At 67.1% G+C, this 26,311-nt stretch carries 29 protein-coding genes and 4 pseudogenes; 22 read left to right on the forward strand and 11 right to left on the reverse strand.

The genetic code is table 11. The annotated features are described in order from the left end of the window. Positions 1–19: 19 nt before the first annotated feature. A pseudogene (locus M2266_RS32035) lies at positions 20–349 on the forward strand (tyrosine-type recombinase/integrase); the annotation flags it as partial. Positions 350–566: 217 nt separating this feature from the next. On the opposite strand, the gene M2266_RS32040 reads toward M2266_RS32035, so the two are convergent. The 3 genes and pseudogenes from M2266_RS32040 to M2266_RS32050 form a co-directional block, all read right to left on the reverse strand. Further along, a complete protein-coding gene (locus M2266_RS32040) occupies positions 567–695 on the reverse strand; it encodes a hypothetical protein (protein ID WP_277441778.1) in 129 nt (42 codons plus the stop codon). Positions 696–725: 30 nt separating this feature from the next. Further along, positions 726–848: pseudogene (locus M2266_RS32045) on the reverse strand (ISAs1 family transposase); the annotation flags it as partial. A gap of 33 nt (positions 849–881) precedes the next feature. Then, positions 882–1,208 (reverse strand): hypothetical protein, encoded by a 327-nt coding sequence (locus tag M2266_RS32050; protein ID WP_277441779.1) that lies wholly within the window; start codon positions 1,206–1,208, stop codon positions 882–884. Positions 1,209–1,980: 772 nt separating this feature from the next. Between M2266_RS32050 and M2266_RS32055 the strand changes: the two genes are divergently transcribed. Next, positions 1,981–2,622: a PASTA domain-containing protein gene (locus M2266_RS32055; RefSeq protein ID WP_277441780.1), complete on the forward strand. Its 642-nt coding sequence runs from the start codon at positions 1,981–1,983 to the stop codon at positions 2,620–2,622. Between the two features lie 418 nt (positions 2,623–3,040). Here the strand turns inward: M2266_RS32055 and M2266_RS32060 are convergent. From M2266_RS32060 to M2266_RS32080, 5 genes and pseudogenes are all read right to left on the reverse strand, one after another. Continuing rightward, positions 3,041–3,871, reverse strand: a pseudogene (locus tag M2266_RS32060) (IS5 family transposase). Positions 3,872–4,094: 223 nt separating this feature from the next. After that, entirely contained in the window at positions 4,095–4,601 is a 507-nt protein-coding gene (locus M2266_RS32065) for a methyltransferase domain-containing protein (protein WP_277441836.1), read from the reverse strand. Positions 4,602–4,655: 54 nt separating this feature from the next. After that, positions 4,656–4,825 (reverse strand): annotated as a pseudogene (locus M2266_RS32070) (IS701 family transposase); the annotation flags it as partial. Positions 4,826–4,871: 46 nt separating this feature from the next. Further along, the gene (locus M2266_RS32075; RefSeq protein WP_277441781.1) at positions 4,872–6,167 is read right to left on the reverse strand and encodes a hypothetical protein; all 1,296 of its coding nucleotides are present in this window, start codon (positions 6,165–6,167) and stop codon (positions 4,872–4,874) included. Next, complete coding sequence (locus tag M2266_RS32080) at positions 6,164–7,462, reverse strand: NB-ARC domain-containing protein (RefSeq protein ID WP_277441782.1); 1,299 nt, start codon at positions 7,460–7,462, stop codon at positions 6,164–6,166. The genes M2266_RS32075 and M2266_RS32080 overlap by 4 nt, the downstream gene beginning before the upstream one ends. A gap of 1,150 nt (positions 7,463–8,612) precedes the next feature. On the opposite strand from M2266_RS32080, the gene M2266_RS32085 reads away from it, so the two are divergent. Together M2266_RS32085 and M2266_RS32090 are read left to right on the forward strand one after the other, a co-directional pair. Further along, a complete protein-coding gene (locus M2266_RS32085) occupies positions 8,613–8,741 on the forward strand; it encodes a hypothetical protein (protein WP_277441783.1) in 129 nt (42 codons plus the stop codon). Positions 8,742–9,105: 364 nt separating this feature from the next. After that, positions 9,106–10,044 carry a site-specific integrase gene (locus M2266_RS32090; RefSeq protein ID WP_277441784.1) on the forward strand — a complete coding sequence of 313 codons (939 nt, stop codon included), beginning with the start codon at positions 9,106–9,108 and terminating at the stop codon, positions 10,042–10,044. Positions 10,045–11,327: 1,283 nt separating this feature from the next. On the opposite strand, the gene M2266_RS32095 is transcribed toward M2266_RS32090, so the two are convergent. Continuing rightward, on the reverse strand, positions 11,328–11,780 hold the full coding sequence (locus tag M2266_RS32095; protein WP_277441785.1) for a hypothetical protein: 453 nt from the start codon (positions 11,778–11,780) through the stop codon (positions 11,328–11,330). A gap of 851 nt (positions 11,781–12,631) precedes the next feature. Here M2266_RS32095 and M2266_RS32100 point away from each other — a divergent pair. Both M2266_RS32100 and M2266_RS32105 read left to right on the forward strand, forming a co-directional pair. Next, on the forward strand, positions 12,632–13,339 hold the full coding sequence (locus M2266_RS32100) for a hypothetical protein (RefSeq protein ID WP_277441786.1): 708 nt from the start codon (positions 12,632–12,634) through the stop codon (positions 13,337–13,339). A 1,541-nt stretch (positions 13,340–14,880) separates the two neighbouring features. Beyond that, positions 14,881–15,450, forward strand: a complete 570-nt coding sequence (locus tag M2266_RS32105; RefSeq protein WP_277441787.1) for an HD domain-containing protein — start codon at positions 14,881–14,883, stop codon at positions 15,448–15,450. Here the strand turns inward: M2266_RS32105 and M2266_RS32110 are convergent. Continuing rightward, positions 15,438–15,908: an NUDIX domain-containing protein gene (locus tag M2266_RS32110; RefSeq protein WP_277441788.1), complete on the reverse strand. Its 471-nt coding sequence runs from the start codon at positions 15,906–15,908 to the stop codon at positions 15,438–15,440. The two genes, M2266_RS32105 and M2266_RS32110, sit on opposite strands and share 13 nt — an antisense overlap. 18 nt (positions 15,909–15,926) lie before the next feature. Then, positions 15,927–16,664: an XRE family transcriptional regulator gene (locus tag M2266_RS32115; protein ID WP_277441789.1), complete on the reverse strand. Its 738-nt coding sequence runs from the start codon at positions 16,662–16,664 to the stop codon at positions 15,927–15,929. Between the two features lie 156 nt (positions 16,665–16,820). Between M2266_RS32115 and M2266_RS32120 the strand changes: the two genes are divergently transcribed. The 16 genes from M2266_RS32120 (at position 16,821) to M2266_RS32195 (ending at position 26,280) form a co-directional block, all read left to right on the forward strand. Continuing rightward, positions 16,821–17,174, forward strand: coding sequence for a hypothetical protein (locus tag M2266_RS32120; protein ID WP_277441790.1), 354 nt, complete (start codon positions 16,821–16,823; stop codon positions 17,172–17,174). Between the two features lie 5 nt (positions 17,175–17,179). Further along, positions 17,180–18,550, forward strand: coding sequence for an FtsK/SpoIIIE domain-containing protein (locus M2266_RS32125; protein WP_277441791.1), 1,371 nt, complete (start codon positions 17,180–17,182; stop codon positions 18,548–18,550). Positions 18,551–18,635: 85 nt separating this feature from the next. After that, on the forward strand, positions 18,636–18,839 hold the full coding sequence (locus M2266_RS32130) for a hypothetical protein (protein ID WP_277441792.1): 204 nt from the start codon (positions 18,636–18,638) through the stop codon (positions 18,837–18,839). A 5-nt stretch (positions 18,840–18,844) separates the two neighbouring features. Continuing rightward, the gene (locus M2266_RS32135; RefSeq protein WP_277441793.1) at positions 18,845–19,003 is read left to right on the forward strand and encodes a hypothetical protein; all 159 of its coding nucleotides are present in this window, start codon (positions 18,845–18,847) and stop codon (positions 19,001–19,003) included. Positions 19,004–19,085: 82 nt separating this feature from the next. After that, on the forward strand, positions 19,086–19,736 hold the full coding sequence (locus tag M2266_RS32140) for a DUF2637 domain-containing protein (protein ID WP_277441794.1): 651 nt from the start codon (positions 19,086–19,088) through the stop codon (positions 19,734–19,736). Positions 19,737–19,751: 15 nt separating this feature from the next. Continuing rightward, positions 19,752–19,943, forward strand: a complete 192-nt coding sequence (locus M2266_RS32145; RefSeq protein WP_138357770.1) for a mobile element transfer protein — start codon at positions 19,752–19,754, stop codon at positions 19,941–19,943. Positions 19,944–19,964: 21 nt separating this feature from the next. Continuing rightward, on the forward strand, positions 19,965–20,162 hold the full coding sequence (locus M2266_RS32150; RefSeq protein WP_277441795.1) for a hypothetical protein: 198 nt from the start codon (positions 19,965–19,967) through the stop codon (positions 20,160–20,162). Positions 20,163–20,181: 19 nt separating this feature from the next. Beyond that, the gene (locus tag M2266_RS32155; RefSeq protein ID WP_277441796.1) at positions 20,182–20,505 is read left to right on the forward strand and encodes a SpdD-like protein; all 324 of its coding nucleotides are present in this window, start codon (positions 20,182–20,184) and stop codon (positions 20,503–20,505) included. Positions 20,506–20,507: 2 nt separating this feature from the next. Continuing rightward, complete coding sequence (locus M2266_RS32160) at positions 20,508–20,801, forward strand: DUF4031 domain-containing protein (protein WP_277441797.1); 294 nt, start codon at positions 20,508–20,510, stop codon at positions 20,799–20,801. A gap of 15 nt (positions 20,802–20,816) precedes the next feature. Further along, positions 20,817–21,455 carry a GGDEF domain-containing protein gene (locus M2266_RS32165; protein WP_277441798.1) on the forward strand — a complete coding sequence of 213 codons (639 nt, stop codon included), beginning with the start codon at positions 20,817–20,819 and terminating at the stop codon, positions 21,453–21,455. Between the two features lie 153 nt (positions 21,456–21,608). Further along, the gene (locus M2266_RS32170) at positions 21,609–21,809 is read left to right on the forward strand and encodes a hypothetical protein (protein ID WP_277441799.1); all 201 of its coding nucleotides are present in this window, start codon (positions 21,609–21,611) and stop codon (positions 21,807–21,809) included. Next, the gene (locus M2266_RS32175; protein ID WP_277441800.1) at positions 21,803–22,687 is read left to right on the forward strand and encodes a DNA cytosine methyltransferase; all 885 of its coding nucleotides are present in this window, start codon (positions 21,803–21,805) and stop codon (positions 22,685–22,687) included. The genes M2266_RS32170 and M2266_RS32175 overlap by 7 nt, the downstream gene beginning before the upstream one ends. Then, positions 22,684–23,322 carry a DNA cytosine methyltransferase gene (locus tag M2266_RS32180; protein ID WP_277441801.1) on the forward strand — a complete coding sequence of 213 codons (639 nt, stop codon included), beginning with the start codon at positions 22,684–22,686 and terminating at the stop codon, positions 23,320–23,322. The genes M2266_RS32175 and M2266_RS32180 overlap by 4 nt, the downstream gene beginning before the upstream one ends. Continuing rightward, positions 23,319–24,722, forward strand: coding sequence for a replication initiator protein RepSA (gene repSA / locus M2266_RS32185; RefSeq protein WP_277441802.1), 1,404 nt, complete (start codon positions 23,319–23,321; stop codon positions 24,720–24,722). Before M2266_RS32180 ends, repSA begins: the two co-directional genes overlap by 4 nt. Further along, positions 24,719–25,027 (forward strand): helix-turn-helix domain-containing protein, encoded by a 309-nt coding sequence (locus tag M2266_RS32190; protein ID WP_277441803.1) that lies wholly within the window; start codon positions 24,719–24,721, stop codon positions 25,025–25,027. Before repSA ends, M2266_RS32190 begins: the two co-directional genes overlap by 4 nt. Continuing rightward, positions 25,027–26,280, forward strand: coding sequence for a site-specific integrase (locus M2266_RS32195; protein WP_277441804.1), 1,254 nt, complete (start codon positions 25,027–25,029; stop codon positions 26,278–26,280). Before M2266_RS32190 ends, M2266_RS32195 begins: the two co-directional genes overlap by 1 nt. Positions 26,281–26,311 lie beyond the last annotated feature (31 nt).

Below are 26,311 nucleotides of genomic sequence, written 5' to 3' on the forward strand. Positions count from 1 at the left end.
CGTGCCCGGCCCGATCTGTACCCACTGGGACGAGGTCGTCAGCTCACTGAGCCACGAAAAGCTGCGCCGCCACAGCCTGCGCCACACCGGGCTGACCTGGATGGCCGACGCCGGGGTGCCACTGCACGTCCTGCGGCTCATGGCAGGCCGCGGCTCCCTGCTCACCACCCAGCGCTACCTCCACCCCGACCTGCAAGCCATCGTCGCCGCCGGGCGATCGCTCAGCGCCCATCTGGCTGGAGCCGCCGAACCGTCGGACCCGCTCGCCGCGACCCTGCGGGCCTTGTGGAAACCGGACAATGCAGGAGCAACCATTCGCGATCATGGCCCCCAAGGAAACAGGTCCTGATCAGGGGTTTCTTCCCCGGCGCCGTCCCCAGCTGGTCCCCAAGCACCTGACGGCCCATCATTTTGACGACTAGTCAGAGCAACGCAAAAGGCCCGCTGACCTGGGATTTCTCCCAGGTCAGCGGGCCTCTCAGCACCGTCGGGACGACAGGATTTGAACCTGCGACCCCTTGACCCAGGGGTGTTTCAAAGTCCTAATAATCATGCAGGCGGCCAGGTCAGGGGATGTTCAGCAGGTCCAGCGGCCTACTGAAGGGGGCGTATGAGACGTGACGGAGGCCGGCGGCGATGTTGCGGTGCCCGTGTTGCCGGAGCGTGTTGATCGCCAGGTTGCGCAAGGTGGCCATGTTCTCGGGCCCGTGGCCGGTTCGGATCTTCGAGGCGTCCTCGCCGAAGGTGGTGTCGCGGACGAAGTGGAGCCGGTTCTCGATGGTCCACTGTGACCTGGCGAGCTGGCCGAGCCGCTGGGGCGATGCTTGATGCGAGGTCAGGTCCGTGATCGCGTAGACGGTCTGGCGACTGCACCTGCCGGTCTAGAGGTCGGCGCGGTGGCGCAGGATGCGCACGGCCTGGACGGCGTGAGGGAAGTCCAGGCCGAGATCGGTGACGGTCAGGGCCCTGGTCACACGGGTCTCCTTGCGGCCGTGGCTCACCTCGCGGTCGTAGCGCCGGGCGATGGCGTCCTTCCACGGCAGCGACCGGAGCGTGCGGTGCAGCCCGGGCCGGTTCGCCTTGACCACCAGCAGGTAGTGCGCCTTCTTCTCCACCAGGAAACGCACGTGGCCGCGCTGCGTGTGCAGGGCATCTGCCGTGACGGTGCCCCGGTCAGGTCGTAGGGCTCCAGCAGCGCGGCGAAGCACGTGATTTCGTTGGTCTTGCCAGGAACTCGCAGCTGGGTGACGGTCCGGCCGTCGCCGGTCATCGCGGCCAGGAGGTGGGCGGCGGGCATCTGGCCTTGCCGGGAGCCGCGGGCGCTCTTGCCGCCCACGGCCACCGAGGCCGCGCCGCCAGGATCGGCGCCGGTCAGGTCGGCCAGGCCGCCGGGGCAGACCAGGCCGATGATCCGTCGGATCGTGGCGGCACTCGGCGCGACACGCACCCCCAGCGCGCCCACCACGCGGGCACCCAGCCGGGCCAGGGTGTGCTGCGGAGCACTCGCGGACCACTGGCCGATCGCCGCATACGATCGGGCGCCGGCGATCACCGCCGAGGCGGCAACCAGCAGCACCGCCACGAACGGGTGACGCACCCCGCGCCGCCGACGCGGATCGGGCAGCATCCGCAGCCGTTCCACCAGCGAGAGCTCCGCCATACCCTCCAGCGCAGGCGACTTGACGAGACAGACAGTGGCAGACTGACGACACATCGAAGCTCCGGCGGTTCAGGGCGACTTGGGAAGGTCACCCCGTTCAACTGGAGCTTCGTTGCGTACGTGACGGGCCCGGCCCGACCGCCTGGCCTGCGGACTCACGTGATCATCCGGACTTTGAAACGCCCCTGGTCACCGGGGTGAGGTCGATGGCGCGCTGCCGCGTCGCCGGATTAGCTGCGCCGCATCACGAAACCATCACAAGCCGGACACCTCGCAGTCCCATGCGGGACACTCGCCCCCTCATGAACCAGAGGGGACCCATGCACGCTCGCACCGCCACCATCCTCGGCGTCATCGCCACCGCAGCCCTCCTCGGCGGCTGTGACCCCAACGCCACCAGCCCCACCGCGACGCCCACCACCGCAGGCACCCCAGGCACACCGGCGGCAACCACGACCGACGTCCCCAAGGCGACCGCCGCTGCGCCGAAGACCGTCCCCAACTTCGTCGGCAAGGGCCTCCAGTCCGCGCAGGACGCAGCGCAAGCCGCCGGGTTCTACAACCTGGCCAGCCACGACGCCGCCGGCCGGGACCGCCACCAGATCCTCGACCGGGACTGGCAGGTCTGCTCCCAGGCACCCGCCGCGGGGACGTCGGCGCCGGTCGACACGAAGCTGGACTTCGGGGCGGTCAAGACCAGCGAGACGTGCCCGGCCTCCGACCAGCAGGCGCCCGCGAAGGCCGGCAAGACGATGCCGAATTTCAAGGGGAAGGCCCTGAACACTGCGACGGCCGCCCTGGACCCGTCCACCTCCATCGACTCGGCGGACGCGGCAGGCGATCGGATGATCCTGGTGCAGTCGAACTGGAAGGTGTGCACGCAGTCTCCGACCCCGGGCACGGCCTTGACCGGGCAGCCCGTGAAGTTCACGGCGGTGAAGTTCGAGGAGACCTGTCCCTGACCCCGAGACCTGTAGGACGAACGCTCCGCCACCAGCACGACGGTCGTGCGCTTGCTGCCGGCTCGCACGCACCAGTGCGGCTTGAAGTCCGGGTGGTCGTCGTACTCCTGCGCCATCGCCTGGACGACGACCTCCAGGGCAAAGACAAGGGCGCGGCGCTCAGCCCCGGTCGCCGTCGCACACACCAATTCCGCCGCCGATGTCGCCCGGCTGATGCTGCGCATCTCAGCTGCAGCACCAGCTTGCTCGACGAAGCCCTGCTGAGCACCGCGTCCGTCACCCAAAGGCTGGGTGGTTTCCACCACCTGGCTAACTGGACCGACCCAACCCTCTCATCACGATTACTCGGTGCGTCACGATCGGAGAACGTCCCGGCTGTCTGAGTAACGGGAGAAATGCTCGCCGGTCATCATCGGCCCTATGAGCTCGTAACAAGATCATGATCGGGTCTTCTGAAGCGTCTCCAGCAGATCAGGCTGCAGGCCCGAGAGACCAAGGCATCGTGGAGTTCGGTGCGGCGTTCCCAACGGACGGCCAGGCGCTTGAACTGGTGGAGCAGGGCGAAGGTCTGCTCCACGACATAGCGGAGCTTGCCCAGAACCTGGATGTTCGGGGCCCCCTTGCGGGAGATGACCGGCAGGATCCGGCGTCTGCGGAGCTCTTCGCGGTTCGGGTTGGAGCCGTGTCCCTTGTCTCCGAGCAGGGCTTCAGGACGCCTGCGCGGTCGGCCGGGGCGGTCGGCGACGGGTGGGATGCCGTCGACCAGGGCGAGGGTCTGGGGTGACGTCGTTGACGTTGGCCGCAGTGGTGATGACCTTGAGCGGGGTGCCGCGGCCGTCACAGATCAGGTGGTGTTTGCTGCCCGTCTCGCGCCGTCCGACCGGCGACGGACCGGTGTCGGCTCCCCCTTTTTCGCGCGGATGTGGGATCCGTCCACGCACGCGCGAGACCAGTCGAGTTCGCCCGCCGCGTTCAGTTCGGCCAGCAGGATGCGGTGCAGCCGGTTGAAGACGCCGCCCGCCTGCTGCCAGCGGTCCAGTCGCCGCCAGCAGGTCTGCCTGGAGCCGAACCCCAGCTCCAGGAACAGCAGTTGCCAGGCTATGTCGTTGTGGAGGACGTACAGGATGCCCTGCAGACACAGCCGGTCTGCCACCGGCCGCGGCCCCGGCGACCGCTCGGGCCAAGGCGGCAGGACCGGCTCGATCAGCGCCCACAAGTCGTCGTCCACGATCCACGGCCGACTACTCACACCACCACGAACGGCCGAATCGCCAGATCAGTCACGCCCGACCAGGCCACTTCAACAAGATCGTGTGACGAGCTCTATGCCAGGGACTGGACGCAGATGGGTATTGGGGACCGTTGCGTTCACGGGCGCAACCCGCAGTCCGACCTCGTAGAAGAACGCGGCCCCTCGTAGCGACTGCAGCGCCGCGGCTGCTGGCAGGCGACGGAGTCGGAACAGTCAGCGCTCAGTCTGGCCGGGTCGTGCCCCAAGACGCGACCAGTTCTGGCAGATAGAGCATTGCTCCGGTCTGTGTGGTGGCAAGCGCGAGCCGCTCCGCGAGCGTGTCGATATTGATGTCACGGCGTGTAGCAGTTCCACACTTGTTGATCAGGGGCAGCAGGCTTCGCACGGTTGCTTCTACGTGCGCGACGACGGGTGTGTGACCGCCTCCTGCGGGGATCGCCACCGCAGCGGCCGGCTGTACGAGGCCGGCATCTGTCAGTACGGTGCACAAGCGCTCGCCCAGGTCCGGGTCGCGACCTCCGGCGCTGATACCTGCACGAAGCCAGTCCCTGCACTGATCGAAGAGCTGCACCGGAGGAACCGCCTGCGCCCGCGGGATGGTCCTTTCCTGAAAAGTCACGATGCCGCCGGGACGCACATGGCGAGCCATCGCCCTGACCGCTGCCGCGGGATCGTCGAGATGCAGGAGAACGAGCCGTCCGATCAACGCATCGACGGGTTCCTGCACTGCCAGGGCGGGCAGTATGGCCTCCTGGAGGTCACGCTGCGCAACCGCTGGAGCAGCGGCCCGGCGGCGGTAGTGGCTCGCTTGAATCGGGCCTGGTGGCGGCGTCGCCAGTAGGACCAGCGGAGCCGGTGGGCCGTGTCGTGGACGCGCCGAGCGATGAGGATGATGGACAGGCGCGCGATCTCGCTGCAGGTGAGCGGGATCAGGTAGTCCGGTCCGGAGGGGCGGGGGTCCGTCGGGGTCTTGAGGTGGCGTGTCCGACGGCGAAACTCAATGTGTGCTTCCGCAGGGGCAGGGGACGACGACGGTGCTCCCCGCTCCGGAGCGGCCCCGACGCAAGGCGCCGGGTACGTGCGCGAGCAGCGCGCGAACATTGCGAAGAAGATGGCGGTTGCCAAGTAGTTCACGGCGCAGCAGGACGAAGACGGCGAGGGTCATGTATGGGGCGGCGTGGAAGGGCTGTCGGCGGCTGAGGTGAAGTCTCCCCAGGGCCCACGCGAACTGCAGTACATTACGTGGGGCGTTGTTGCTTTGCGCCGCCTGCAGTGCCTTCCTGAGGGAGTGTTCGGCCCTTTGGTGATCTCCCTTGACGATGTGGAACTCAGCCCAGGCGTTCTGCAGTTGCGCCGCGCCCACACCGAATTGACGGGCTTGATGGTTGATCCGCTCGGCTTCCAGCAGATGGTATTCCGCCTCATGGATCGGACCGTGACGGAGAAGGATCTCGGCCAGGCGCACATGATGGAACCCCCGCCCGACCAGCCGTCCCGGAGCCAACTCCTGAGCTTCGACGAAGTGGAGCAGCGCTGACTGGTACTCCCCGCGGGACGCCGCCACGCGACCACGGTAGTGGAGGGCGGTGGAGACCGCCTGGGCGAGGAGGGGATCGTCCCGAAGATCGGCGGCAGCGTCGCCCGATCCGACTGCGATCGCCCGCTGGAACCAAGCGTCGGCGCCGTCTGGATCGGTGTAGAAGTAGCACATGCCACGAGCAGCCAGCAGTTCCGCCCAATGGGAGGCGGCGACGGCGGATGCGGCGAACTGCGCTTCCGTGTTCGCCAGGATGCGCAGGGCCTTGGCGTACTGGCTGGTGTCGATCAAATAGTGAGCGAGGACATTACGGGAGCGCACTGCATCGTCGTTCACGGCGGCGAAGCGGGCGGCGTTATGGATGGCTCTCTGCCGTTCGTCACTGGCGTTGTCGAGATTGGCATGACACGTGGCGACGGCAAGCCACAGGGCGGTCGTACCGCCAGCAGCATCGCTGATGGCCTGCACCGCGCGCACCGCCTTGCCGAGAAATGCCTTGTCCTCACCGAACGAGGAGCTGGATTCACCCTGCATGATCATGCTGTCAAGAACGTGGGCCACGAACCGGCGGTAGAGGTCGGTCGACGCCAGCCGGGGAATATCGGCATCACGCGGGAGCCGGTCTACAAGTGCCGACGTGCCGAGACGGGTGTTCGCCAGGGCTTCCCGCATGCTGTTCTCCAGCAGCTCAGGAGCAACCAGGGTGAAAGCGTTCTTCCACGTCGTATCGGGATTCCCCCGGTACGCGTAGCTCATGAGCGCTGCGTGGTGAAGTCGTAGAGCAGGCTGTGGATCGAATACCGCTTGTTCACCTGTGAAGGTCGCACCAGGCTCATCCGGCAGGAAGACCTCAGTATCGCTGCGAAGGTGCCGTCGCTTTGAATGCCGCTGACCCGCTGCAGTTCCCGGTATTCAAGGCTGTCCCCCGCCCGCTTCGTGCCGAAGGCACCGATTAGGCGAACCACGTTCTCCTGGCCGTACATCCCCTCCAGCTCGTTGAGCGACCGAGTGAAGAGATAGTCGCGCACCTGATGGCCCAAGGCCCTGCCGTCGCCGCCCGCGCCGTTTCCCAGGTCGCTCAGATCACCGAGCACCATGTCGATGGCACGAGCGCTCTCCAGGTAGGTTCGCACCACAAGCTTTATCAGGAACGGATTCCCCTCCGTGCGCTCCGCGATGACCCCCAGCTTTCGGTCGGGCAAAGCGACGAGGCTCGGATCGTCAACGCCCAAGTGGCGGACGAAAGCGAGGGCATCCTCGTCCTTAAGGGGCGGAACCATCCGGCTGACCACGCGCCGACTGCGCTCCCGATGCCGGCTGGTGAGCAGCAATCGATGCGGCTGGCGCAGCCCCAGCCGTTGCAGGGAGTCCACAACGCTGGTGACATCCTCCAGGCCCTCCAGGTTGTCGACGACGAGGAGGATTCGTTCCTCAGGGCTTAACGCTTCGATGTGGTCGTGAAGCCGTTCCTCCCAGAGCTCCCGGCTGACCTCCGTACCAAGCCCCAACTGGCTTGATATCGAGCCGATGACGTCCTGCCAGTAGGCCAGCGCGAGAGGGTCCCGCTCACTGAAAGCGTTCTCGCGGGCCGCATTCTTTGCGGAGGCCCAGACGATATGGTCGAACTTCCCGGAACGACGACAGAGGCCGACGACATCGAAGGCGACGGCGGTTTTTCCGGCTCCCCCAATCCCGTACAGGCTGAGTATCCAGTTGCCACCGGCACCGGTCAGCACTTCGGCCAACTGTGCGGTGAGAGTATCTACGCCGAACAGCCTGTCATGCTCTACGCCGTTGGCATGACGCCGCCATGCGTCATCGGCACCGCCGGATGGGTCGGGTTCGAGCACCTCGGGCACGGTCTCCGCTGCGGTGGTGCGGGAAAGGCTCTCCACTTCCGCCTTCCCCAACCCGAAGGGCAACTCGACGGAGAAAGCCCGGCCGGTGCGCAACGCCAGGAATACCCCAACGGCGAGGCCGCCGACGACGGCCACAGCGACCACGGAAGCAAGTGCCCAGCCGCCGAGGTGACCGGCGAGAGCGTCGATCATGTCCTTCAAAGTAACTCCCGCTCAGGTATGCGGTGATGACGCCAAACTAGCAAGTTGCGGCGTCCCCATGTCCACTTACCGTGCGATCGTTACGAGACCCGGTCCCGAGGTGCTGAAGAATATGTCGGAGATAGATCCAGTGGACTCGGTGCAGAGGGTCAGGACGGGCGTGGCGCCGGTGTCACCAAGGCCCCTCACCTTCACTATGTGCCGAACTGCATCGCAGTGGGGGAGTTCTTCCGGGGGAGGCTCCAGGTCTACCTTTAACACAGGGAGGACGGCTCGGACGCTGGTTCCGTAGCCCGGCGATCTCGACATAGGCACGGTCGAGGGACGCGGGCGGGCACGTGGTCCGGGCGCGGAGAGACCTGATGCTGACCCTGTCCGTTCTCATCGGCTGCCCATGCGGCTTCGGACAGTGCAGCGGCCGTGGCCATCATGACCGATGCTTCATTCCGCACGCTACAGTCCACGACGGGGCCGTTGGCCTTCGGTTTTCCCCGGAACTGCTCGAGCACGGACGCATAGTTGTGCGCACAAACCCTGCGAGTGACGGCAACATAGCGCGGGATCGCCGGTTAGCCAAACCGGCGATCCCGCGGATCTTGACGGTCCAGCGGCACTGCCTCGCCACCTCGCGGGAACCCGTCGATACGGTCATCCCTGCAGAACGCAGCGCCGCCAGCAGCGCCTCACCACGCCCACGGCTCCTTCGGAGCCTGCTCCAGAACCAATCCAGGACTCCGAAGATATCGCCAGGATTCATCAAACCATCAAGTCTGACCTCCTTATGCCAGGAGCCCCTTTGAGGCCGTTTGGGAGGAGCTGACGGGTATCGACGTTCTCCGTAAGAGAACTAGCAGCAATCGGGCTGGACTTCGCGCGCTTTCTACTTAATTTTGTGTCTTGCCCGAATCCAACCCGGCGCCCTTGAAATTTCCCTCCCCGCCGCCCCTCGAAATCCACGACCGCTTTCCGCACCCAACCCTGTCTTTCCAACCTCCGGGAAGTTCATGCACCCAAACACACCGACCACCGAAACTCGCCGCCCCGCGCATCATGAGCCCTCGCCGGGCCTATTGGCCGATGGGTGGTACACAACCGAGGAAATAGCCCGCCTGCTGCGGGTGGACGCCTCCTCGGTCCGCCGATGGAGGACGGCACTGCCCCCGCAGGGACCGCCTTCGTCCGGCTGTCGCCACGGGTGGTGATGTACGGCGCCGCCGACGTCGAAGGGTGGCTGACTGATCGCCGCATCGACCCCGCACAGGCGGTCTGATGTCCTGCATAGAGCAATTGCCGATTGCGGTGCCGGTGTCGGCCGATATCGAGCGCCGCGCGAACCGGTCTGTCCCCTACCGAGCACGCGTGCGCTGGACCGATCCCCACACCGGCAAACGCCGATCCCTCGGAAGCCCGGGGCAGCTCCGAGGAAGCCCAAAAGTGGATCGACGCGCCGCTGGCCGCAGCCCTGCGCGGGATCGATCCGACCCGGTCCAATCAGTCCCTGGCCGAGTTCGGGAACGCCAACATGAGCCTCGCGCTGCGCGGCCTCGAGCCCAAGACCACCGACCCTTACCTGGCGGGGTGGCGGCTACGAGTGGTACCCAGCCTGGGCCACATCCCGGTCGCGATGATCAGCAATGGTGCTATGGACCCTGTACGGGTGGATCGCGGACGAGTGCGGGCGCTCCACGGTCAAGAACAGCCTGGCAGTCCTGGTCCGGGTGATGGAGCAGGCCGAGGACGAACTCGACGACCCCCGCACCCTGGCCCTGCCCAACTGGCCGGCACTTACCGTCCTGGCCACAGCGCTGGTAGCACGCTCCCACGGGAACTTTGCCGAATGGGGCGAGGTGGCGATCTTCATGGCCTGCACCGCCGCCCGCATCGGCGAGGCATCCGGCGTGCGGGTCAAGGACATCGACCCGGTCAACTGGATCTGGACCGTGCGACGCCAGACCACCCCCTCCCCCGGCGGCCTCGCCGACAAGGGAACCAAAGGCAAAGCGGCCCGCCGCGTCCCGCTCATCGAGGAAGTGCGGCCCCTGATCGCACAACGCCTGCTCACCGCGGGCCCCAACCCCGACGCCCGGCTGTTCACCGGCCCGCGCGGCGGACGCATAACCACCGCCGTCCTGCGCGACGCCACCCACTGGGACGCAGTCGTCAGCTCACTGAGCCACGAAAAGCTGCGCCGCCACAGCCTGCGCCACACCGGGCTGACGTGGATGGCCGACGCCGGGATGCCACTGCACGTCCTGCGGCTCATCGCAGGCCACGGCTCCCTGCTCACCACCCAGCGCTACCTCCACCCCGACCTGCAAGCCATCGTCGCCGCCGGGCGATCGCTTAGCGCCCATCTAGTGCTCTGGCCGGAAAGGTTCACCGGTTCGCGACGCCCGGCACGGCACTTCGCTGCGTGGTCGGAGTCGTCCGAGTACGCCCGGTACGAGGACGATCCTCCGCCGTGCGACGCACCACGCCGGACGCCGCCAACCAGGCAAACCCTTCCGGCCAGAGCACTAGCTGGAGCCGCCGGACCCTCGGACCCGCTCGCCGCGACCCTGCGGGCCTTGTAGAAACCGGACAATGCAGGAGCAACCATTCGCGATCATGGCCCCCAAGGAAACAGGGCCTGATCAGGGGTTTCTTCCCCGGCGCCATCCCCAGCTGGTCCCCAAGTACCTGACGGACCGTCACGTTGACGTCTAGTCAGAGCAACGCAAAAGGCCCGCTGACCTGGGATTTCTCCCAGGTCAGCGGGCCTTTCAGCACCGTCGGGACGACAGGATTTGAACCTGCGACCCCTTGACCCCCAGAACGGCGAGTTAGGGGTTTCCGCAGGTCAGATCGCACCTCGCGCACGGTCAGTCGCGTCTTCGAGCTGGGATTGAGCGCTCGCGTGCGTAGCGTGTGGTCCCAATGTGGTCCCATGCACCCGCGACTGGCGGAGCGTCACATCTGATCGGTCGCCGGAGTCCTGCTCTCATTCCGTAGATCTTTCAGACGCGCGCTCCGCTGCAACCTGATTGCGGAATCTCGCTGGCCGAAGTCTAAGAGCGGCAGTCACAAGACGAGTGGCGAGGCACGCGGCGTGCCACTGAGCAGGAGTCCTACTGGATGGTATTTGAAGCGGAAATAGCGTTCTGGCCGCATAGTTGCTTAGGTTGGGGCATTCTGGAGCAATGACCTCTTCCTCATGTGCTAGGAGTCGCCTTGAAGTTGGTGGATGCTGCCCCGATCTTCGTAGCCACGCTCACGGTCGCTGGAGGCATAGTCCAGGCGCGGCGAAAGCGACCGATGACAAGGGAGATTGTTAAGCAGGACGTCGAACTACTCGGCCTCCTCCCAGCAGACAGCGACGCCAAAACGATCTTGCAAAGACACATCGACAACACTGTGCGCAAGATCGTGGAAGACGAGGACCAGCGGACTCGCGATCCCGCCGGCTCCTGCCTGGCAATTGGTTTCCTCGTAGTCGCCCTCGGTCTCCTGATCGTCGGCCTCGATCGTGGCGGCGCTTGGTGGTGGCTGAGCATCCCTGCTGTAGTAATCGGGCTACTGGGCGGTGTCGGCCTAGGGCAGGACGCAATTCCGAGACGCCGCGATGCACGAGGGCGTCCGCTCTAGTCAGGGCAACCTGAAGACTCCGCCTGGCACGCGGCTGTTCATCGCCCACGGGCGCCCCCTGCCTGGCCCAGCGCCTCGATGCGAACTGCGGGCAGAACGATCGCAGACGGTCACTGAGCTGACCAAACGGGCTCCCAGGTGTACGGGCGATCGACTACGGGGGGCTGGTTGCTGTACTTGGCTGCCATACCGCGGTCGGCCCACGCGCGCTCGCCGGGGCCGAGCCCTAGCGCTACAAGACGTTGTTACGGTCCCAGTACTGAGCCTCAAGAGCGGAGGACTCACGGTAGCGCTGGACCAGTTTCTCGAAGTTCTGCCCTTCCAGGGGGGAAGCGAGCGTGCGCCGTGTGCGGATATAGGGCTCGATGGCGGCCCATACCTGAGGAGGCGACCGGTGGAAGCATGCCAGAACCAAGTCGAAGTCCAGCAAGCGGCAGTCAACCAGCACACCGAGCATTTCAAGTTGATCGTGCAACTGCCAGAACTTGTGAAAATCGTCGGGATTCAAGCGTGCCGCATTAAATTGCTCCGGTGGTCCGAACTCACCAGACAGGAGTCGGTACCGAAAACTGCGAGCCGCCGGAGCGTGGTACTTCTCTTGGAACGACAGGAGAAGACTCACGTGGCGTGCGTGACGGGCTTCCTTGATCTGCGAGAAGGCGAAGAATGATGCGACAATCACCACGATTGTACCGATTGCGGCACTTATGGCACCTACTGAAGCCCACATGTCCCCCATAACCCTAAGTACAGCACTTGGTGAGCTTTTCGAACAGCCCACGGGCGCCTTCAGCCTCGCCAACCCACGTAGCTAGTTGGGAAGACCAGGGAATGGATGCCAGCCGACCTGGGAAGCCTCTGACCTGGCCCGGAGCGGAAGCGTCGCCGGGGCTCCCCGTGAGTCCCCGCCGCTTCCCGCCGGACCGGGCACGGATCGGGCACACCGCTACACCGCAGCGAAGCTAGAGACCGCGGAGCGCCTCGGCAAGTTCTGCGTAAGCGCTCCAGCAGACGATGCTGCCGTCATCGTTCAGGCTGCCGATGTACCAGGCGTCGTCACCGATTGCCTTGACGATGGCGAGGCTGTGGAACCCGAGAACGATCTAAGGCAGAAGCACCTCTTCGGGAAGATCGCCGACCGCGCCAATAGATCACCCTGCGGTCCATACTGAGCGCTGTGGCTTGCAGGTCGCCGGAACGATCGCGAATCTGCTGATGGCTCCATCCGGCTGGCAACTGCACGTCTTCCATGCGGCCATCATCGCACCCGCGTGCCGGCGGGTGCCTCAACGCTGCTGTACTGCACTGGCTCCGGAGGCCGATGGCGTCCCAGGGGTTCCCGCAGCTCAGGCTGCCTGATGCGCGCCCCCCGCCTCCCGCCACCCCGCAAAAATACGCCGCGCCTGCGAAGGTGTCGCATGATCACCATCGACGTCGGTGTGGTCACCGCTGCGCCCATGCCTAGGGGGGTATACATGCGAGCCTCTATGCGCGCGGGTGCGCCACAATCCGCTCGGCTTTCTCTACCATGAACAGGTGACGCAGCCAGGCAGTGACCAGGAGCCTCTCACGCTCGATGACGTCCAGGCCAGGATCGGAAAGCGCCTCGACGATGTCGCCAAGATCCTTGCTGGCGCCCTCGTCACAGTGGCCGGGGCCATGACTGCGCTGGGGTTAACGAGCGATATCGTGGTCGTCGCCCTCAACAATGAGCCGTGGCCTATCTATGTGGCTGCGCTCAGCGCCATCCTCGCCATCGTTTGCAGCATCGTTGCCCTGCTCATCCATCCCACGCGGCGAGGCAACGCCTGGGAGACCGGTCTCCTGGGATTTGGTGTCATCTTCTACATGGTGGCCTTGAGCGTTGCAGTTGTCGGCGCAGCCCATGCAGCAAGCGGGAACGGGCGTCCGACACTGGTCAACCTCAAGCTCGACGGGCCGAAATCCGATCGGAGGCTGAGCTTCGACCTCCACGCGGACGGTGTTGACCGATGGGCAAGCGTCGACGTCTACGTGACCGCCGTAGACGCAAAACAGACCGATCTCCCCGGTAGGGCCAACATCTACAGTGTCAGCCTCAGACCCAACGACAAGGGCAATATCGACCACGTGGTCAGCATGTCGCTCGCTGCTCCCCAGAATGCCTGGGGAATCCAGATCATCGCCGAAACTGCCGGCGGGAACATGGACTGTGAAAGTCGATCGCCGCACGGCCCCACGTGCGCTGTCGTCCAGCTGTCCTGACCTTGAGACTCCACCTACCGCGTTGGCAACCGTCCGTGCTGGCCCAGGCAAGTGTCGGAGCGCGGCGCCTGTAGCACCAGTTTGGAAGATCGCGTAATCGGATCGGACTTGAAAACCGTCGTGGCAGCGATGCCACCGTGAGTTCGAATCTCACATCCTCCGCAGCCAGAGACAGCAAGTCGGCCCCCGACCAGGGAAATCGGTCGGGGGCCGCTCTCATGCGTGCTTCCTGCCGGTGACCGTGGTTCCCCGTGAGTTCCCGAGAGATCGGGCACGGGAAGGGCACGGGCGCGGATCATCAGCTATCGGCGTCGCGCTCTCGTGCTCGGCGTCGCTTCGGTCGAGGGCGCAAACGATCGAGGACCGCGGCCGTAGCCGTTATCCCACCAATGATCAACACAAGGATGGAGAAGGCGCGCAGCATGCCCTCGCGGTTGACGGCCTGATAGCCGAACCAAACTATGCTGATACAGGTGATGAGGCCGCTGCCAAGCCGTCGAAGGCGTGGGGCCATTTACTCTCCCGAATTAGGTGCGCCCTCGAACCCGCGCTCACTGAGTGTGGCACGAGGTCAGCGGCGCGGATTGGCTGGTGCCTTCGCCACGATGCTCCTGGCTGCCATCCCGTTTGCCGTCGTCCCACACTTCGTGGAGCGGGCGTGGTTCAGGGCGTCAAGGTGGAGCGCGCCACTGTACGAACGACCTTGACGCCCTGGGCCGCGACTGCTCGGCTCTGCCTGGGACGACGGTGGACGGGATGGCAGCTCCCACCTTCACCACGAACGGCCCGCGGTCGCCGTCCGGGTTTCCGCCATCCCAGAGTCGGAGCGCCCCCGCCGGAGGCATTGCCTGTACCTGGTCGGCGGGCAGGCGCGTTGCTGTCCGGCTCTGATCTCGGGTTGTGGGTGGGACGTGATCGGCGGGCCGCGTGCTGCCTGGCTGGTCGGGTGGGTTTCGCCGCTGCCCGCAACGTGGCCGAGTGGCCCTTGTGGTGTTGCTCAATGCGGTCTCGAACCTGGTGGGCGGGTGATGCTGTGGTGTGGTCCGCCCCTTGTCCCGGACCTGTGCTTTCCCCACTTTGTGGGCGCGGACGGCGGCCGGCGCGGTCCGCCGGTGGCGAAGACATGGAGGCGAGGCCGCGCCGGACGTCGTCCGGCGCCGCCGCGCTGTGCGCGGCCCTGATCTCTCTGAGAGAAGACTGCCTTGCAGACCCTGGAGGCCCGGGATTGTGGTTGGCCGCTGTCCGAGGTGCTTGTCCTGCGGGTGCCTGGTCCTGGAGGTCGAGGAGTGCCGCGGTGGTGGTGCTTTCCTGCTGGGGGTCACTCGGTCGCGTTGTGGGCAGCGGCGAAGGGCCCGCCCGTGCTGCCTGGCGTCGCTTCGGCGGCTGGGTTGGCAACGATCTGACACGCCCTCCCCTGCCCGGCAGCGCAGCCGGGCAGCGAGCGCAGCGAGCCTTGATCTAGTAGAGAAACTCTGTCCCCAAGGGTGTTGAGGCGCCGAGGTTCTGGGAGGGCGTCCGGGCGCTGGGCTACCGTGGCCTTCATGGTGCCTTCACGTGTGGACAGTCCATCCGGCGCGGCCAAACTTGCTGAGGCGTTCCTACCTCCCTTGGGGAATCGCTGGCTACACACGCAGGCGGTAGCGGAGCGCGCTCGGCAGATCGCGGCAGCCGTGCCTGAGGACGAACGAGACCTGCTTGAGGCTGCGGCCTGGCTGCATGACCTGGGGTATGCGACCGAGCTTCGGGCTACAGGGTTCCACCCACTCGACGGAGCGCGTCACCTCGAATCCCTCGACGCACCGCGACGGTTGGTCTGCCTGGTCGCTCACCACTCCGGGGCAACCTTCGAGGCGGAACAGCGGGGACTGTCGGCAGAGCTGGCGACGTACGAACGGGAAGACTCCCCGCTGCTGGATGCGCTGATCTGCGCGGACATGACCACGGGGCCGGCTGGTGAGTCTTTCGACTTCGATACCCGCATTGACGAAATCCTCGACAGGTACGCGCCCGGCACCGAGGTACACAACGCGATCAGCAAGGCTCGGCCCTACCTGGCAGCCGCCACCGAACGTGTGCGTACGCGCCTGGAACGCGCCGATCAACCGATGTAGGGCTCGTTCCGTTGGGCCAGGCCGTGGTCAATGCGGAGTCTCATCGACGGATGGATGTTGAGGGAGTCCAACCGGTCCAGCTCGACGAATGCCACTTCCTTGGTCTCGCTGCTGGTGTGCAGGTCGCCACCGACGATGCGCGCAGTGAAGCAGGTCGAGTACTGCTGACGTACTTCGCCGTCGTCATAGGCGATCACGTGGGCTGGATTGGTGTAGATGCCGACCAGCCCTGTCACCTCGATGTCGATTCCGGTCTCTTCCCGAGTCTCCCGTAGTGCTGCGTTCGACGCGGATTCGCCGACGTCCACACCACCTCCGGGCAGCGCCCAAAGGTCGTTGTCGGTCTTGTGGACAAGTAGCAGCGCCCCCGCATCGTTGAGAGCGACGACGGTCACCGAGGGAACGATGCTGTTCGCCTGCGGAGCGTGCGGATCATTGAGGTAGTCAACTCGCGCCATGCCTCAAGCCTCGCATGCTCAGCCGCCGTCCGGCCGGCCGCGCTCCCACGCGTAGTCGAAACTCTTCATGTAGTGCCGGAACGTGCGACCGCCTGGGACGTAGCGGAAGTGCAGCACTGGGTTCTGCCCGGCGGGCGCTCCGAGGACGTGGGGATTGACCAGCACGTCGTCATCGAAGCGGTAGATCGAGTTATAGAGGATCGTGTCGTGTAGCCGAACTTCCAAGCCAGGAGTTCCGACCGCTGACCGCAGGTAGCTGCGGGTGATCCTCGCGCGTGAGGCGAGGTTGTCTCCAATTCCCTCCTCCTCGCCCCGTCGGAGGATCATCTCGGAGTCCGGGTCACCCAGCAGGATGCGGACCTGTGCACCCGCCGTCGCCTTGTCAGCGAGATCGTCGGAGAGCTCAGGGTGAGTGTCGAAGAGGAACAGCCCTGCGTACACCAGAATCTCAACCTGGCTGGTCGCGTTGTCGATGAGGGACGACCAGAGGTGCGCCGGGACGGCACCGCGGTTGGGATAGAACGTGACCAGTTCGGCCGTGCTGGCGGTCTTGGCCTGCGGCTCCACGGATGGCCATAGATAGACCTCATCGACTACAAGGAACTTCGAGGTCTTCCATCGGTGATTCCGGTGCGGCACTCGATCAGTGGTGATCCAGCGCTCGACCGTCTTGGGGTCTACGCCGACATGATCGGCAAGCGACTGGATGGTGTGGTCATTGGCTGCGATCGTCGCGCGTAAACGTTCATTGGCCATGCCGTGCCAACTCCTAGGACGCAGGGACGTTTTGACGACACATCAGACGTCCCTAAGCGTCCATACGGGCCGTGATGCGTCCACCACCTGAGGCGGTTTCCTGATGTTGCCGGAGAGACCGGCACTCCATCAGGACCAAACCCCGGAGCGTCCGACATGCGTCAGATTCCCGTAGATATCTCCGCTGCCACCGTGATGGTGGCGCAGCCTCCGCAGACGAAGATGAAGGACAAGAAGACCGGCCTGGTCGCCGTGGACACCGACACTGGTCAGCCGCTGAAGACGGTGGACGTGATGTTCGTGGCCAATGGTGAGGCCGAGGTCATGACGGTGACGGTGGTCGAGTCGGGAATCACTGGTGAGCTGGTCATGGGCACGCTGGTGGCGCTGACGGGTCTGGTGGCTCGGCCGTGGGAGAACGAGTTCAACGGCACGAAGCGGCACGGGATCGCCTTCCGCGCCGCTGCGGTCACCGCAATCTCGCCGGCTACCTCGAACGTCAAGGGCTGATCGCCATGCGGGGGACGTTAGTCCTGGTCCTGCTGGCGCTTGTGGTCGCCGGGGTGGTGCTGCTTCGGTCGAAGCGTCCGGCCTGGTACTGGATGACCTTCGGTGCCTTGGTGGCGCTGGTGCGGATCGCGTTCACCTACGGCTCGGTGATGGAGGCGTGCGGGCTGACTGTTCCGCCGTCCCGGATCCGGCTGGTCCTGGCGCGGATGGCCCGCCGGGAGGTGCCGCCCAATCGTCCGCCGCGTCTGTTGCGGACCCGGGTCACCCGCACCGGGCTGGTGCTGCGGCTGAGGCTCCGCCCGGGTCAGGACGCCTTCGATGTGTCCGCCTCGACTGACCGGCTGCGGCATTCGTTCCGCATGTACGGCGTGACCTCCCGCGAGATCAAGGCGGGCGTCGTCGAGGTCCGGATGACCGGGTATGACGTACTGCACCAGGTCGTCATACCCGCCAAGACGGACCGCGATCTGTTGCGGGTACCGGTGGCGATGGTGGATGACGGGTCGGTGCACTACCGGGACTTCCGGCAGGTACCGCACTGCCTGGAGCTGGGCGCCACCTTGTCGGGGAAGTCGGTCTACCAGCGGAACCTGGTCACCGAGCTGAGCGCCCAACCGGTCGCCCTGGTCGGCATCGACTGCAAACAAGGCGTCGAACTCGGTCCGCTGGCCCGCCGCTTCTCCGCCCTGGCCGACAACCCCGACAGCGCCGCTGACCTCCTGGAAGCCCTAGTCGGCCTGATGGCAGACGCCTTCCAGCTCATCCGACGTGAGCAGCGGATCAGCGCGGACACCCCGGATGCGGAGATCACTTCCGACATCTGGGGCCTGCCCGAACACCTGCGGCCGGTGCCGGTGGTGCTGTTCATCGACGAAGTAGCCGAGCTACTGCTGATCTCCTCACCTTCACAGAAGAAGCGCCGCGAGCGGATCATGACCGCCCTGATCTCCCTGGTCCAGCTCGGACGCGCCGCCGGAATCTACGTGGAAGTATGCGGGCAGCGCTTCGGCTCCGAACTCGGCGATGGAGTGACCATGCTCCGGGCCCAGTTGACCGGCCGCGTCTGCCACCGCGTCAACGACGAGGGTTCAGCCAAAATGGCCTTCGCCGACATCTCTCCCGAAGCCGTCCTCGCCGCCACGATGATCCCTGCCGAGCTGCCTGGCGTCGCGATCGTCGGCGACACCGCCGGTGGCTGGTCCCGCACCCGCGCCCCGCACACCACCCTCCGCCAGGCCGTCACCGCCTGCAACGAGACCGCGCACCTGACCCCGGACCTGCCGGAACTGGCAGCCTTCCGGCCCGTGCTGCCCCCGCTCGTCACCGCTGGCCCGCCGTCGCTGATCAAGCCCCGGCCCCGCCCGGTCACCGAGTAGCACCCCCTCCCCACCGGTCGGCGTGACCACCTTCGCGCCAGGTCCCTACCCCGCCCATGCCCGATGCCGGAAGGAAGTGCCCGTCATGTCCGAACCGACCGCATCCGAAATCGCCAGGCTTCTGCGAGACGTCCGCGCCCTGCGTAAGGGGCACGGCAACGAGTCCGAGGTGATGGACCGCAAGGCCGGCCTCCTGGAGCGCATCGCCGCCTCCCAGCCCGGCGACACCGAGACCGCTGAGGTCGCCCGCGCCGCTCGTGCTCGCGCTGACGCCCTCAAGGACCGGTGACCGTCATGGCTGCCCGTACAGCCGTCAAGGCCGCTCCGAAGTGCCTGGTCTGCAAGGGCACCGGTGAGGTCGCCATCCCGGTCAAGGTCGGCCGCAAGCAACGGATCACCGAGGACCACCAGGTCGGGATGTGTCTGACCTGCTTCGGCTCCGGCCAGGCCTGATCCTTCGATCCCTGGTGCCGGGTGGCTGGACCTGCTCCCCGCCCGGCCCCGGACCCCAACCCCTTGAAGGGAGTGAACGGTTATGCGTCTTCCGATCCGACCCGATGCGGTCCTGGTGCAGGCGGTCATCGCCGGCGCGCTGTCCTTCGCCCACTTGCACGACATCGCCAACGCCGCCGGACAACACGGCTGGAAAGCCTGGGCCTACCCGATCAGCGTCGATCTGCTGTTGGTCGCTGCCTGGCACCGCCTGCGGACCCTTCGAGCGGCTGGTAGCCCGGCGCGGTCGGCGTGGATCTGGTTCGCCGTCGCCCTGGTCGCCTCGCTGGGCGCCAACGTCGCCACCGCCGGACTCCTCGACCTGGACCAGGTGCCCGACTGGCTGCGGATCCTCGTCGCCGGCTGGCCCGCGCTGGCCTTCCTCGGCGGAACCTTCCTCGCCCACAACCCGCTGCCCCGGGCCGAACCGCAAGCACTCGTGCCGGCTGACTGCGACCCCGAACCCTCCATCGGCCTCGACCTCGAACCGGTCCGGGAAGCGGTCACCGCCCCGGAGCCTGCTCCGGCGCTGCCTCCGGCTCCCGTTCCCGCTCCGGGCCTGGTCGCTCATGCCCGCAAAGTCGCCGCCGACCACCTGACAGCCACCGGAACCCCGATCGACCTCGACACCCTCACCGCCCGTCTCGGTGTCCCCGCTCCGCTCGCCCAGTCCATCGCCGCCCAACTCACCTGAAAGGACAGACCGTTCATGGCCCGCAACGAGAACTTCCACTCCGTCTCCCACGTCGGCCCGGTCCAGATCGGCACCTACCGCGACCACCTCGGCCGCACCCGGCACGCCGCCGCCTGCACCAACGACGGCTGCGGCTGGTCCTCGGACTACTCCAACCGCGCCGCCGCTTCGCTGGCCGCCCGAACCCACCGCTGCCGCGTCCGCTGACCCCGGAAAGGACCGCCTCCCATGCCTGTCTCCGTGCCGTTCTGGCTCGCCATCGCCGTCGTCGGCTACCTCGGCTACAAACTCGCCCGCCCACCCATGTGGCTCGTGATCGTCCTCCTGATCGGCGGATTCCTCCTCGCCAACAGCTTCCTCGCCCCGGCCATCGAATCCGGCACCACCACCGGCGTCACCGTCGTCACCCCGACCACCCAGCCCTGACCTGAAAGGAAGTCCCGTCATGCTCCGACCGCAGATCCCGACCATGCCCACCGCCACCTTCACCACCCCGCAGCACACCGCCCCGGTTCCGGCCGTTGCTCCGCACACGTCCTGCGCCTGCCAGCACCCGACCACCACACCCGCCACGGTCCCGCCCCGCCCGGCGGTCCGGCTCACCCCGGCCGGCTTGGTCGCCGTCGTCGGCGGTGGCGTCGCCGCGGTCCTCGTGATCGGCGCCGTCCTGGTCTCGCTGCTCCTGGCCGTCGCCGTCACCGCCGCCTCCATCGCGGTCTGCGCCGTCGTCCTGTGCTCGCTGCTCACCAGTCAGACCCGGAGGCGCTGACCATGGCCGTCTACGTCGATGAGATCACCGACTACGGGGCCATCGCCCGCATGGCCGGTCTACGCACCACCCTGTGGGCCCACCTGACCGCCGACACCCGCGAAGAACTGCACACCTTCGCCGCTGGGATTGGCCTCAAGCGCTCGTGGTTCCAGCACTCGGGCGACCACCGCTGGCACTACGACATCACCCCCGGCAAACGCGCCGCCGCCCTGCGCGCCGGCGCCCAGCCCATCGACCGACGCGGCCTCGCCGCGCTCATGGCCCGCCGCCGTACCGCCGAACCGAACCACTGAGAGGACACACCAGCCATGGACCCCATCGCCGCCGCCTCGGTCTTACCCGCACTCGGTTGGGCCGTTCACAGCACTCTCCTGGGCCGCCGTCTGGCCACTGCCCGCCGCGATCCCCTGACCGGACTGCTCACCCGCGCCGGATGGACCACCGCCGCCCGGCGCCTGATCCAGCGCGCCCCCGGTGCCCTGATCCTGCTGATCGACCTGGACGACTTCAAGTCCATCAACGACACCCACGGCCACGCCGCCGGGGACGCCGTGATCGCCACGACCGGCCGCCGCCTGGCCACCTGGTGCCACCGCAACGGCACCGCCGGCCGCCTGGGCGGAGACGAATTCGTCGCCATCGCCACCGACCTCGATGTCAACGGCGCTGTGGCCGCTCTGATCGAGACGCTGAACGAGCCCGTCCCGTACGCGGACGACCTGATCCCGGTCTGGGCCTCGGTGGGCTACTGCCGCCTGGCTGACCTGCCCGTACCGACTCTGTCGAACGCCCTGGCGGCCGCCGATCGCGCGATGTACCAGGCCAAGGGCTCATCTCGCCGGAACGCGGGCCCCTTTGGGGAGTTGTTCGACCGCCAGTTCCTCCCGGCTCCCGGGAACGAAGACGTGGTCGAGTCCGGCCCGCACGTCGAGGACCCGCCGTTCTAGCGCGGCCCCGCCGACCTCCTGGCCGGCCCATTCCACCCCGCGTACCCACCGCCGTCAGCCCGACCCCCGGGGCGGCCTCTACCGCCAAGTATCCGCCGCCCCGGGAGCCCCACCCTCGCCCATCCCGAAAGACCGACAAGGAGAACACCCATCATGCCCACCCCCAACCTCTCCTCGCCCCCGATCTGCCCGGACTGCGACGGCTTCCCCGTCGTCGCCATCACCACCGGCACTCGTCAGCCGAACGGACAGCGCACCACGATCACGGTGGACTGCCGGGCCTGCAACGGAACCGGCACCACCCCCGCCCGCCGGCCGGTCCGCCTGTCGGTGTCGGCAGGTGTCTCGTGCTGACCTACGTCGACTTCTTCGCCGGACTGGGCGGCTCCTCCTTCGGCGCCTCCCAGGTCCCCGGCATCCAACCGATCCTGGCCGCCAACCACTGGGACCGGGCAATCGCCTCCCACGCGGTGAACTTCCCGACCGTTGACCACTTCCAGGGTGACCTGCACGCCGCCGACGTGCCCGGCTTCCCCGCCGCCGACCTGTTCTGGGCCTCCCCGGAGTGCCCGCAGTGGTCCAACGCACGCGGCAAGCAGCGCGACTTCGACAGGCAGCCCGACCTGTTCGGCGAGACCCTGCCCGACCCGGCCGCCGACCGCTCCCGCGCCCTGATGTGGGACGTACCGCGGTACCTCGAATCCTGCGCCGCACGCGGGCGTCCGGTCCTGGCGGGTGTGGTCGAGAACGTCATCGACGTGCGGGCCTGGGACCTGTGGCAGTCCTGGCGCGACCGGATCCGCCTCCTGGGTTACGACACGAAGTTGATCGCGCTGAACTCCATGCACGCCACCCCGGTTCGGACGGCCTTCGCGCCGCAGTCCCGCGACCGCCTCTACCTCGCCTACTGGTGCCGCTCGCTGGGCCGGACCCCGGACTGGGACAAGTGGCTGCGGCCGTCGGCCTGGTGCCCGACCTGCCAGACCACGGTTCGGGCCGTGCAGGCGTTCAAGAACCTGCGCCGCGACATGGGTCGCTACCGCTCGCAGTACACCTACCGCTGCCCCAACACCGCGTGCCGCAACGCCATCGTGGAACCGGTCGTGCACCCGGCCGCAACCGCCATCGACTGGGCGCTGTCCGGAACCCCATCGGGGATCGACCCAAGGGCCTGTCACCCAAGACCCTCGCCCGCATCCAAGCCGGACTGGACCGCTACGCGCTGCCCGTGACCGTCCCGGCCGGAGGTACCTGGCGCGATGCTGCGGTACCGGTCACCAACCCGATGCCCACCCGCACCACCACCGAGAACGACGCCCTGGCCGTGCCGCCGCTGCTGGTCCCCGCGGAAGGGCGGGACGGCAAGTACGCTTCGCCGGCCGCCGACCCGCTGCGTACCCAGACCGCCCGTAACGAGACCGGGCTGGCCTGGCTGCCGTTCATCGCCGAACTACGCGGCGGCTCCTCCGACGCCCGACCCGTCAGCGATACGCTCGCGACCGTCACCGCCTCCGGTAACCATCACGGGCTCGTCACCTCCGCCGACTCGGCGGATCACCCACTGGTCCCGTACTACCGGACCGGCACCGCCAAGACCGTTGCCGAACCGATCGGCACCCTGTCCACCCGCGACCGCTACGCCCTGGTGCGGACCGCGGTGGACCTGGACAGCGTGCTGTTCCGAATGCTGGAGCCCACCGAGATCGGCCGCGCGATGGCCTTCCGCGACACCTACACGGTGCTGGGTACCAAGCGGGAGAAGGTCCGCCAGTACGGCAACGCCGTCACCCCGCCCGTCGCGGAAATCCTCCTGTCCGCCCTTGTCGAAACCGTCACCGGCACCGACCTCGACCGGGGGCGCGTGTGACCGACACCGCGACCCTCGCGGGCCTGGACCCGGCCACCTGGGGCGACCTGCTCACGGTGGCCGGGGATCCGGACTTCCACCGCTGGCACCACCAAGTCACCCGCACCGGAGGCTGCGCCAACCCCATCCACCTGCGCGGGTTCACCCGCACCAGCGACCGGACCACCGGCCAGACCCTCCACACCTACTCCACCGCCGACGAGCCGGGCGGACGGCTTCGACTGGCTTGCGGCAACCGCCGGGCCTCGCGCTGCGAACCATGCGCCACGGTCTACGCCGCCGACACCTACCACCTGATCCGCGCCGGGCTCGCGGGCGACGAGTCCAAGGATGTTCCCGGCACGGTCCGCGATCATCCACGGGTCTTCGCCACGCTCACCGCGCCGTCGTTCGGCCCGGTCCACAACCGGCCCGACTCCGGCCGCTGCCGCTGCGGCGTCACCCACCCCCAAACGGATGAGCTGCTGGGCACCCCGCTCAACCCGGACACCTACGACTACGCGGGCGCCGTGCTCTTCAACAACCATGCGGGCGACCTGTGGCATCGCTTCGTCAACCGTCTGCGCCGCGAGCTGGCTGCCCGCGCCGGGATCACGCGACGTGAGCTGTCCGAGGTCGCACGAGTCTCCTACGGCAAGGTCGCCGAGTTCCAGGAGCGTGGCGCCGTCCACCTCCACGCTGTGATCCGCCTTGACGGGCCTGAGGGCCAAGATCCGCCACCTGCCTGGGCCACCACTGATCTCCTGTCCGATTGCCTCCGGGCTGCGGCCGTCCACCGGTACACCACCATCACCGTGCCGGCCGAACCCGATGCCGGATACCCCGACCCATGGACCCTCCGCTGGGGAACCCAGCTCGACATCCGACCCATCCGGGCTTTCAGTGCCGGGGAGGACGTAAGCGAACAGACCGTTGCCGCCTACGTCGCGAAGTACGCCACCAAAGCCGCCGAGTCCACCGGCACCGTTGACCGTCGGGTCGGCAACCTCGAAGCCCTCGATCTCCTCGGCGTCCCGCCGCACGCTCGCCGCCTCATCGAAACCTGCTTTGACCTCGACCGCGTCTTCCCCGACCGCAAGCTTCTTGCCTGGGCGCACATGCTCGGGTTCCGCGGTCACTTCTCGTCCAAGTCCCGCCGCTACTCCACGACCCTCGGCGCACTACGCCAGCCCGTCCGTGCCGACTACCGCGCCGCCCAACAACGCGAAGCCCTCGACCTGCCCGACTACACCCACGACCCGACCGTGTTCGTCATGGCCGACTGGCAGTACTCCGGCCAAGGCCACTCCCCCGGTGAGTCGCTGCTCGCCGCAAGCGTTGCCCGGGACCTGCGCATCAATCGCGAGACCGCTCGCGAAGCCCTGAACGAAGCGAAGAACGCTGGAAAGGAATGGTCATGAGCCGACTACTGACATTGGCGCAGGTGGCAGAACTGCTGAGTGCCGTAGGAAACGGATCCCTCTCGCCGGTCCTGGACAGTTCGGGGACCACGGTGCCGGATCTGCTGCACAGTGGCTGGTACACCACGGACGAGGTGGCTGACTTGATCGGTGTCGACTCCTCAACGCTGCGTCGCTGGCGCACGATTACCCCGCTGCAAGGGCCGCCGTTCGTGCGCCTGACTTCGCGCGTCACGCTCTACAGCGTGCCGGACGTGCAGACCTGGCTCTCCTCGCGCCGCATCGTGCCCATGCGGGCTGCCTGATGGGTGAGACGTCACCGCCCCTCGGTGTAAAGCTCTCGACCGATGTGGAGTACCGCGCCGGCTTCCCCAACCCGTTCCGGGCCCGCGTGCGCTGGTTCGATCCCACGACGAAACGGCGCCTGTCGCGCTCCGAGATGCTGCCGACTGAGGAGAAGGCTCAGGCGTGGATCGGGCGCATGCAGCGGGCCGCGAGCCGTGGTGTCGATCCCGCTACGGCGACCTCGACCCTGGCTGAGTACGGAGCCGAGGAATGGACGCTCGCCATGCGTGGGCTGGAGGCCAAGACCATGGATCCCTACCGGGCTGGCTGGCGCCTGCGGGTCGTGCCCACCCTCGGGCATGTGGCCGTCACCGCTATCACCAATGGCGCGGTCGACCGCGCGGTGCACGGGTGGATCGCTGAGGAGTGCAGCAAGTCGACCGTGAAGAACAGTCTCGCCGTCCTGGTTCGCGTGATGGAGCAGGCGGTGCGGGACGGGATCATCGACGTGAACCCGGCGCGAATCGTGGGCTGGCAGCAGGAGTACAAGCGCGCGGAAGACGAGCTGGACGATCCGCGGTCGCTGGCGCTTCCGGACTGGGATGCCCTGGACAAGTTGTCGACGGCCCTGGTGTTGCGCTCGTCCGATGGGTTCGCCGGCTGGGGCGACGTGGTGAAGTACGCGGCGTGCACCGCCGCTCGGATCGGCGAGGTGTCCGGAGTCCGCGTCCAGGACGTCAACCGGGACGAATGGACCTGGCAGGCATGCCGCCAGACGACGCCGGGACCGGGCGGGCTGATCGACAAGGGAACCAAGGGCAAGCGCCGCCGGACCGTCCCGCTGATCCCGGAGATCCGGGACCTGGTCGCGGCCCGGCTCGACGTCGTCGGGAAGGATCCGATGGCCCGGCTGTTCACCGGTCCGCGCGGCGGGAGGATCAGTACGGCCGTGCTCCGGGACGCCACCCACTGGGATGAAGTGGTGATCAAGTTGGGGCACGAGCATCTGCGCCGTCACGATCTGCGGCATACCGGGCTCACGTGGATGGCCGATGCCGGGGTACCGCTGCACGTGCTCCGCAAGATCGCTGGGCATGGGTCGCTGACCACCACGCAGCGGTACCTGCACCCGGACCGACGCTCCATCGAGCTGGCCGGCGCCGCGCTCTCCGCTCACCTCAGCGGAGCCAAGATCCACTCCCAGATGGCTCCCGGTGGTCCCAAAGTGGTCCCAACCGGGCCGCTGGGACGGCATCTGAGGGTCGTCCGCTGAGCGACTCCGCGAGCACGAAAAAGCCCGCTGA

Source organism: Streptomyces sp. SPB162 (assembly GCF_029504575.1).
Classification (GTDB): Bacteria; Actinomycetota; Actinomycetes; order Streptomycetales; family Streptomycetaceae; genus Actinacidiphila.

What these genes read in the sequence shown, in the direction of transcription:
- M2266_RS32125 (WP_277441791.1), top strand. Translation starts at nt 17,180, where the DNA reads ATGCGGGGGACGTTAGTCCTGGTCCTGCTGGCGCTTGTGGTCGCCGGG.
- M2266_RS32165 (WP_277441798.1), top strand. Translation starts at nt 20,817, where the DNA reads ATGGACCCCATCGCCGCCGCCTCGGTCTTACCCGCACTCGGTTGGGCC.
- M2266_RS32105 (WP_277441787.1), top strand. Translation starts at nt 14,881, where the DNA reads ATGGTGCCTTCACGTGTGGACAGTCCATCCGGCGCGGCCAAACTTGCT.
- M2266_RS32195 (WP_277441804.1), top strand. Translation starts at nt 25,027, where the DNA reads ATGGGTGAGACGTCACCGCCCCTCGGTGTAAAGCTCTCGACCGATGTG.
- M2266_RS32155 (WP_277441796.1), top strand. Translation starts at nt 20,182, where the DNA reads ATGCTCCGACCGCAGATCCCGACCATGCCCACCGCCACCTTCACCACC.
- M2266_RS32040 (WP_277441778.1), bottom strand. Translation starts at nt 695, where the DNA reads ATGGCCACCTTGCGCAACCTGGCGATCAACACGCTCCGGCAACACGGG.
- M2266_RS32055 (WP_277441780.1), top strand. Translation starts at nt 1,981, where the DNA reads ATGCACGCTCGCACCGCCACCATCCTCGGCGTCATCGCCACCGCAGCC.
- M2266_RS32120 (WP_277441790.1), top strand. Translation starts at nt 16,821, where the DNA reads ATGCGTCAGATTCCCGTAGATATCTCCGCTGCCACCGTGATGGTGGCG.
- M2266_RS32115 (WP_277441789.1), bottom strand. Translation starts at nt 16,664, where the DNA reads ATGGCCAATGAACGTTTACGCGCGACGATCGCAGCCAATGACCACACC.
- M2266_RS32190 (WP_277441803.1), top strand. Translation starts at nt 24,719, where the DNA reads ATGAGCCGACTACTGACATTGGCGCAGGTGGCAGAACTGCTGAGTGCC.
- M2266_RS32170 (WP_277441799.1), top strand. Translation starts at nt 21,609, where the DNA reads ATGCCCACCCCCAACCTCTCCTCGCCCCCGATCTGCCCGGACTGCGAC.
- M2266_RS32160 (WP_277441797.1), top strand. Translation starts at nt 20,508, where the DNA reads ATGGCCGTCTACGTCGATGAGATCACCGACTACGGGGCCATCGCCCGC.
- M2266_RS32110 (WP_277441788.1), bottom strand. Translation starts at nt 15,908, where the DNA reads ATGGCGCGAGTTGACTACCTCAATGATCCGCACGCTCCGCAGGCGAAC.
- M2266_RS32080 (WP_277441782.1), bottom strand. Translation starts at nt 7,462, where the DNA reads ATGATCGACGCTCTCGCCGGTCACCTCGGCGGCTGGGCACTTGCTTCC.
- M2266_RS32085 (WP_277441783.1), top strand. Translation starts at nt 8,613, where the DNA reads ATGGAGGACGGCACTGCCCCCGCAGGGACCGCCTTCGTCCGGCTGTCG.
- M2266_RS32090 (WP_277441784.1), top strand. Translation starts at nt 9,106, where the DNA reads ATGGTGCTATGGACCCTGTACGGGTGGATCGCGGACGAGTGCGGGCGC.
- M2266_RS32075 (WP_277441781.1), bottom strand. Translation starts at nt 6,167, where the DNA reads ATGAGCTACGCGTACCGGGGGAATCCCGATACGACGTGGAAGAACGCT.
- M2266_RS32135 (WP_277441793.1), top strand. Translation starts at nt 18,845, where the DNA reads ATGGCTGCCCGTACAGCCGTCAAGGCCGCTCCGAAGTGCCTGGTCTGC.
- M2266_RS32145 (WP_138357770.1), top strand. Translation starts at nt 19,752, where the DNA reads ATGGCCCGCAACGAGAACTTCCACTCCGTCTCCCACGTCGGCCCGGTC.
- M2266_RS32130 (WP_277441792.1), top strand. Translation starts at nt 18,636, where the DNA reads ATGTCCGAACCGACCGCATCCGAAATCGCCAGGCTTCTGCGAGACGTC.
- M2266_RS32140 (WP_277441794.1), top strand. Translation starts at nt 19,086, where the DNA reads ATGCGTCTTCCGATCCGACCCGATGCGGTCCTGGTGCAGGCGGTCATC.
- M2266_RS32150 (WP_277441795.1), top strand. Translation starts at nt 19,965, where the DNA reads ATGCCTGTCTCCGTGCCGTTCTGGCTCGCCATCGCCGTCGTCGGCTAC.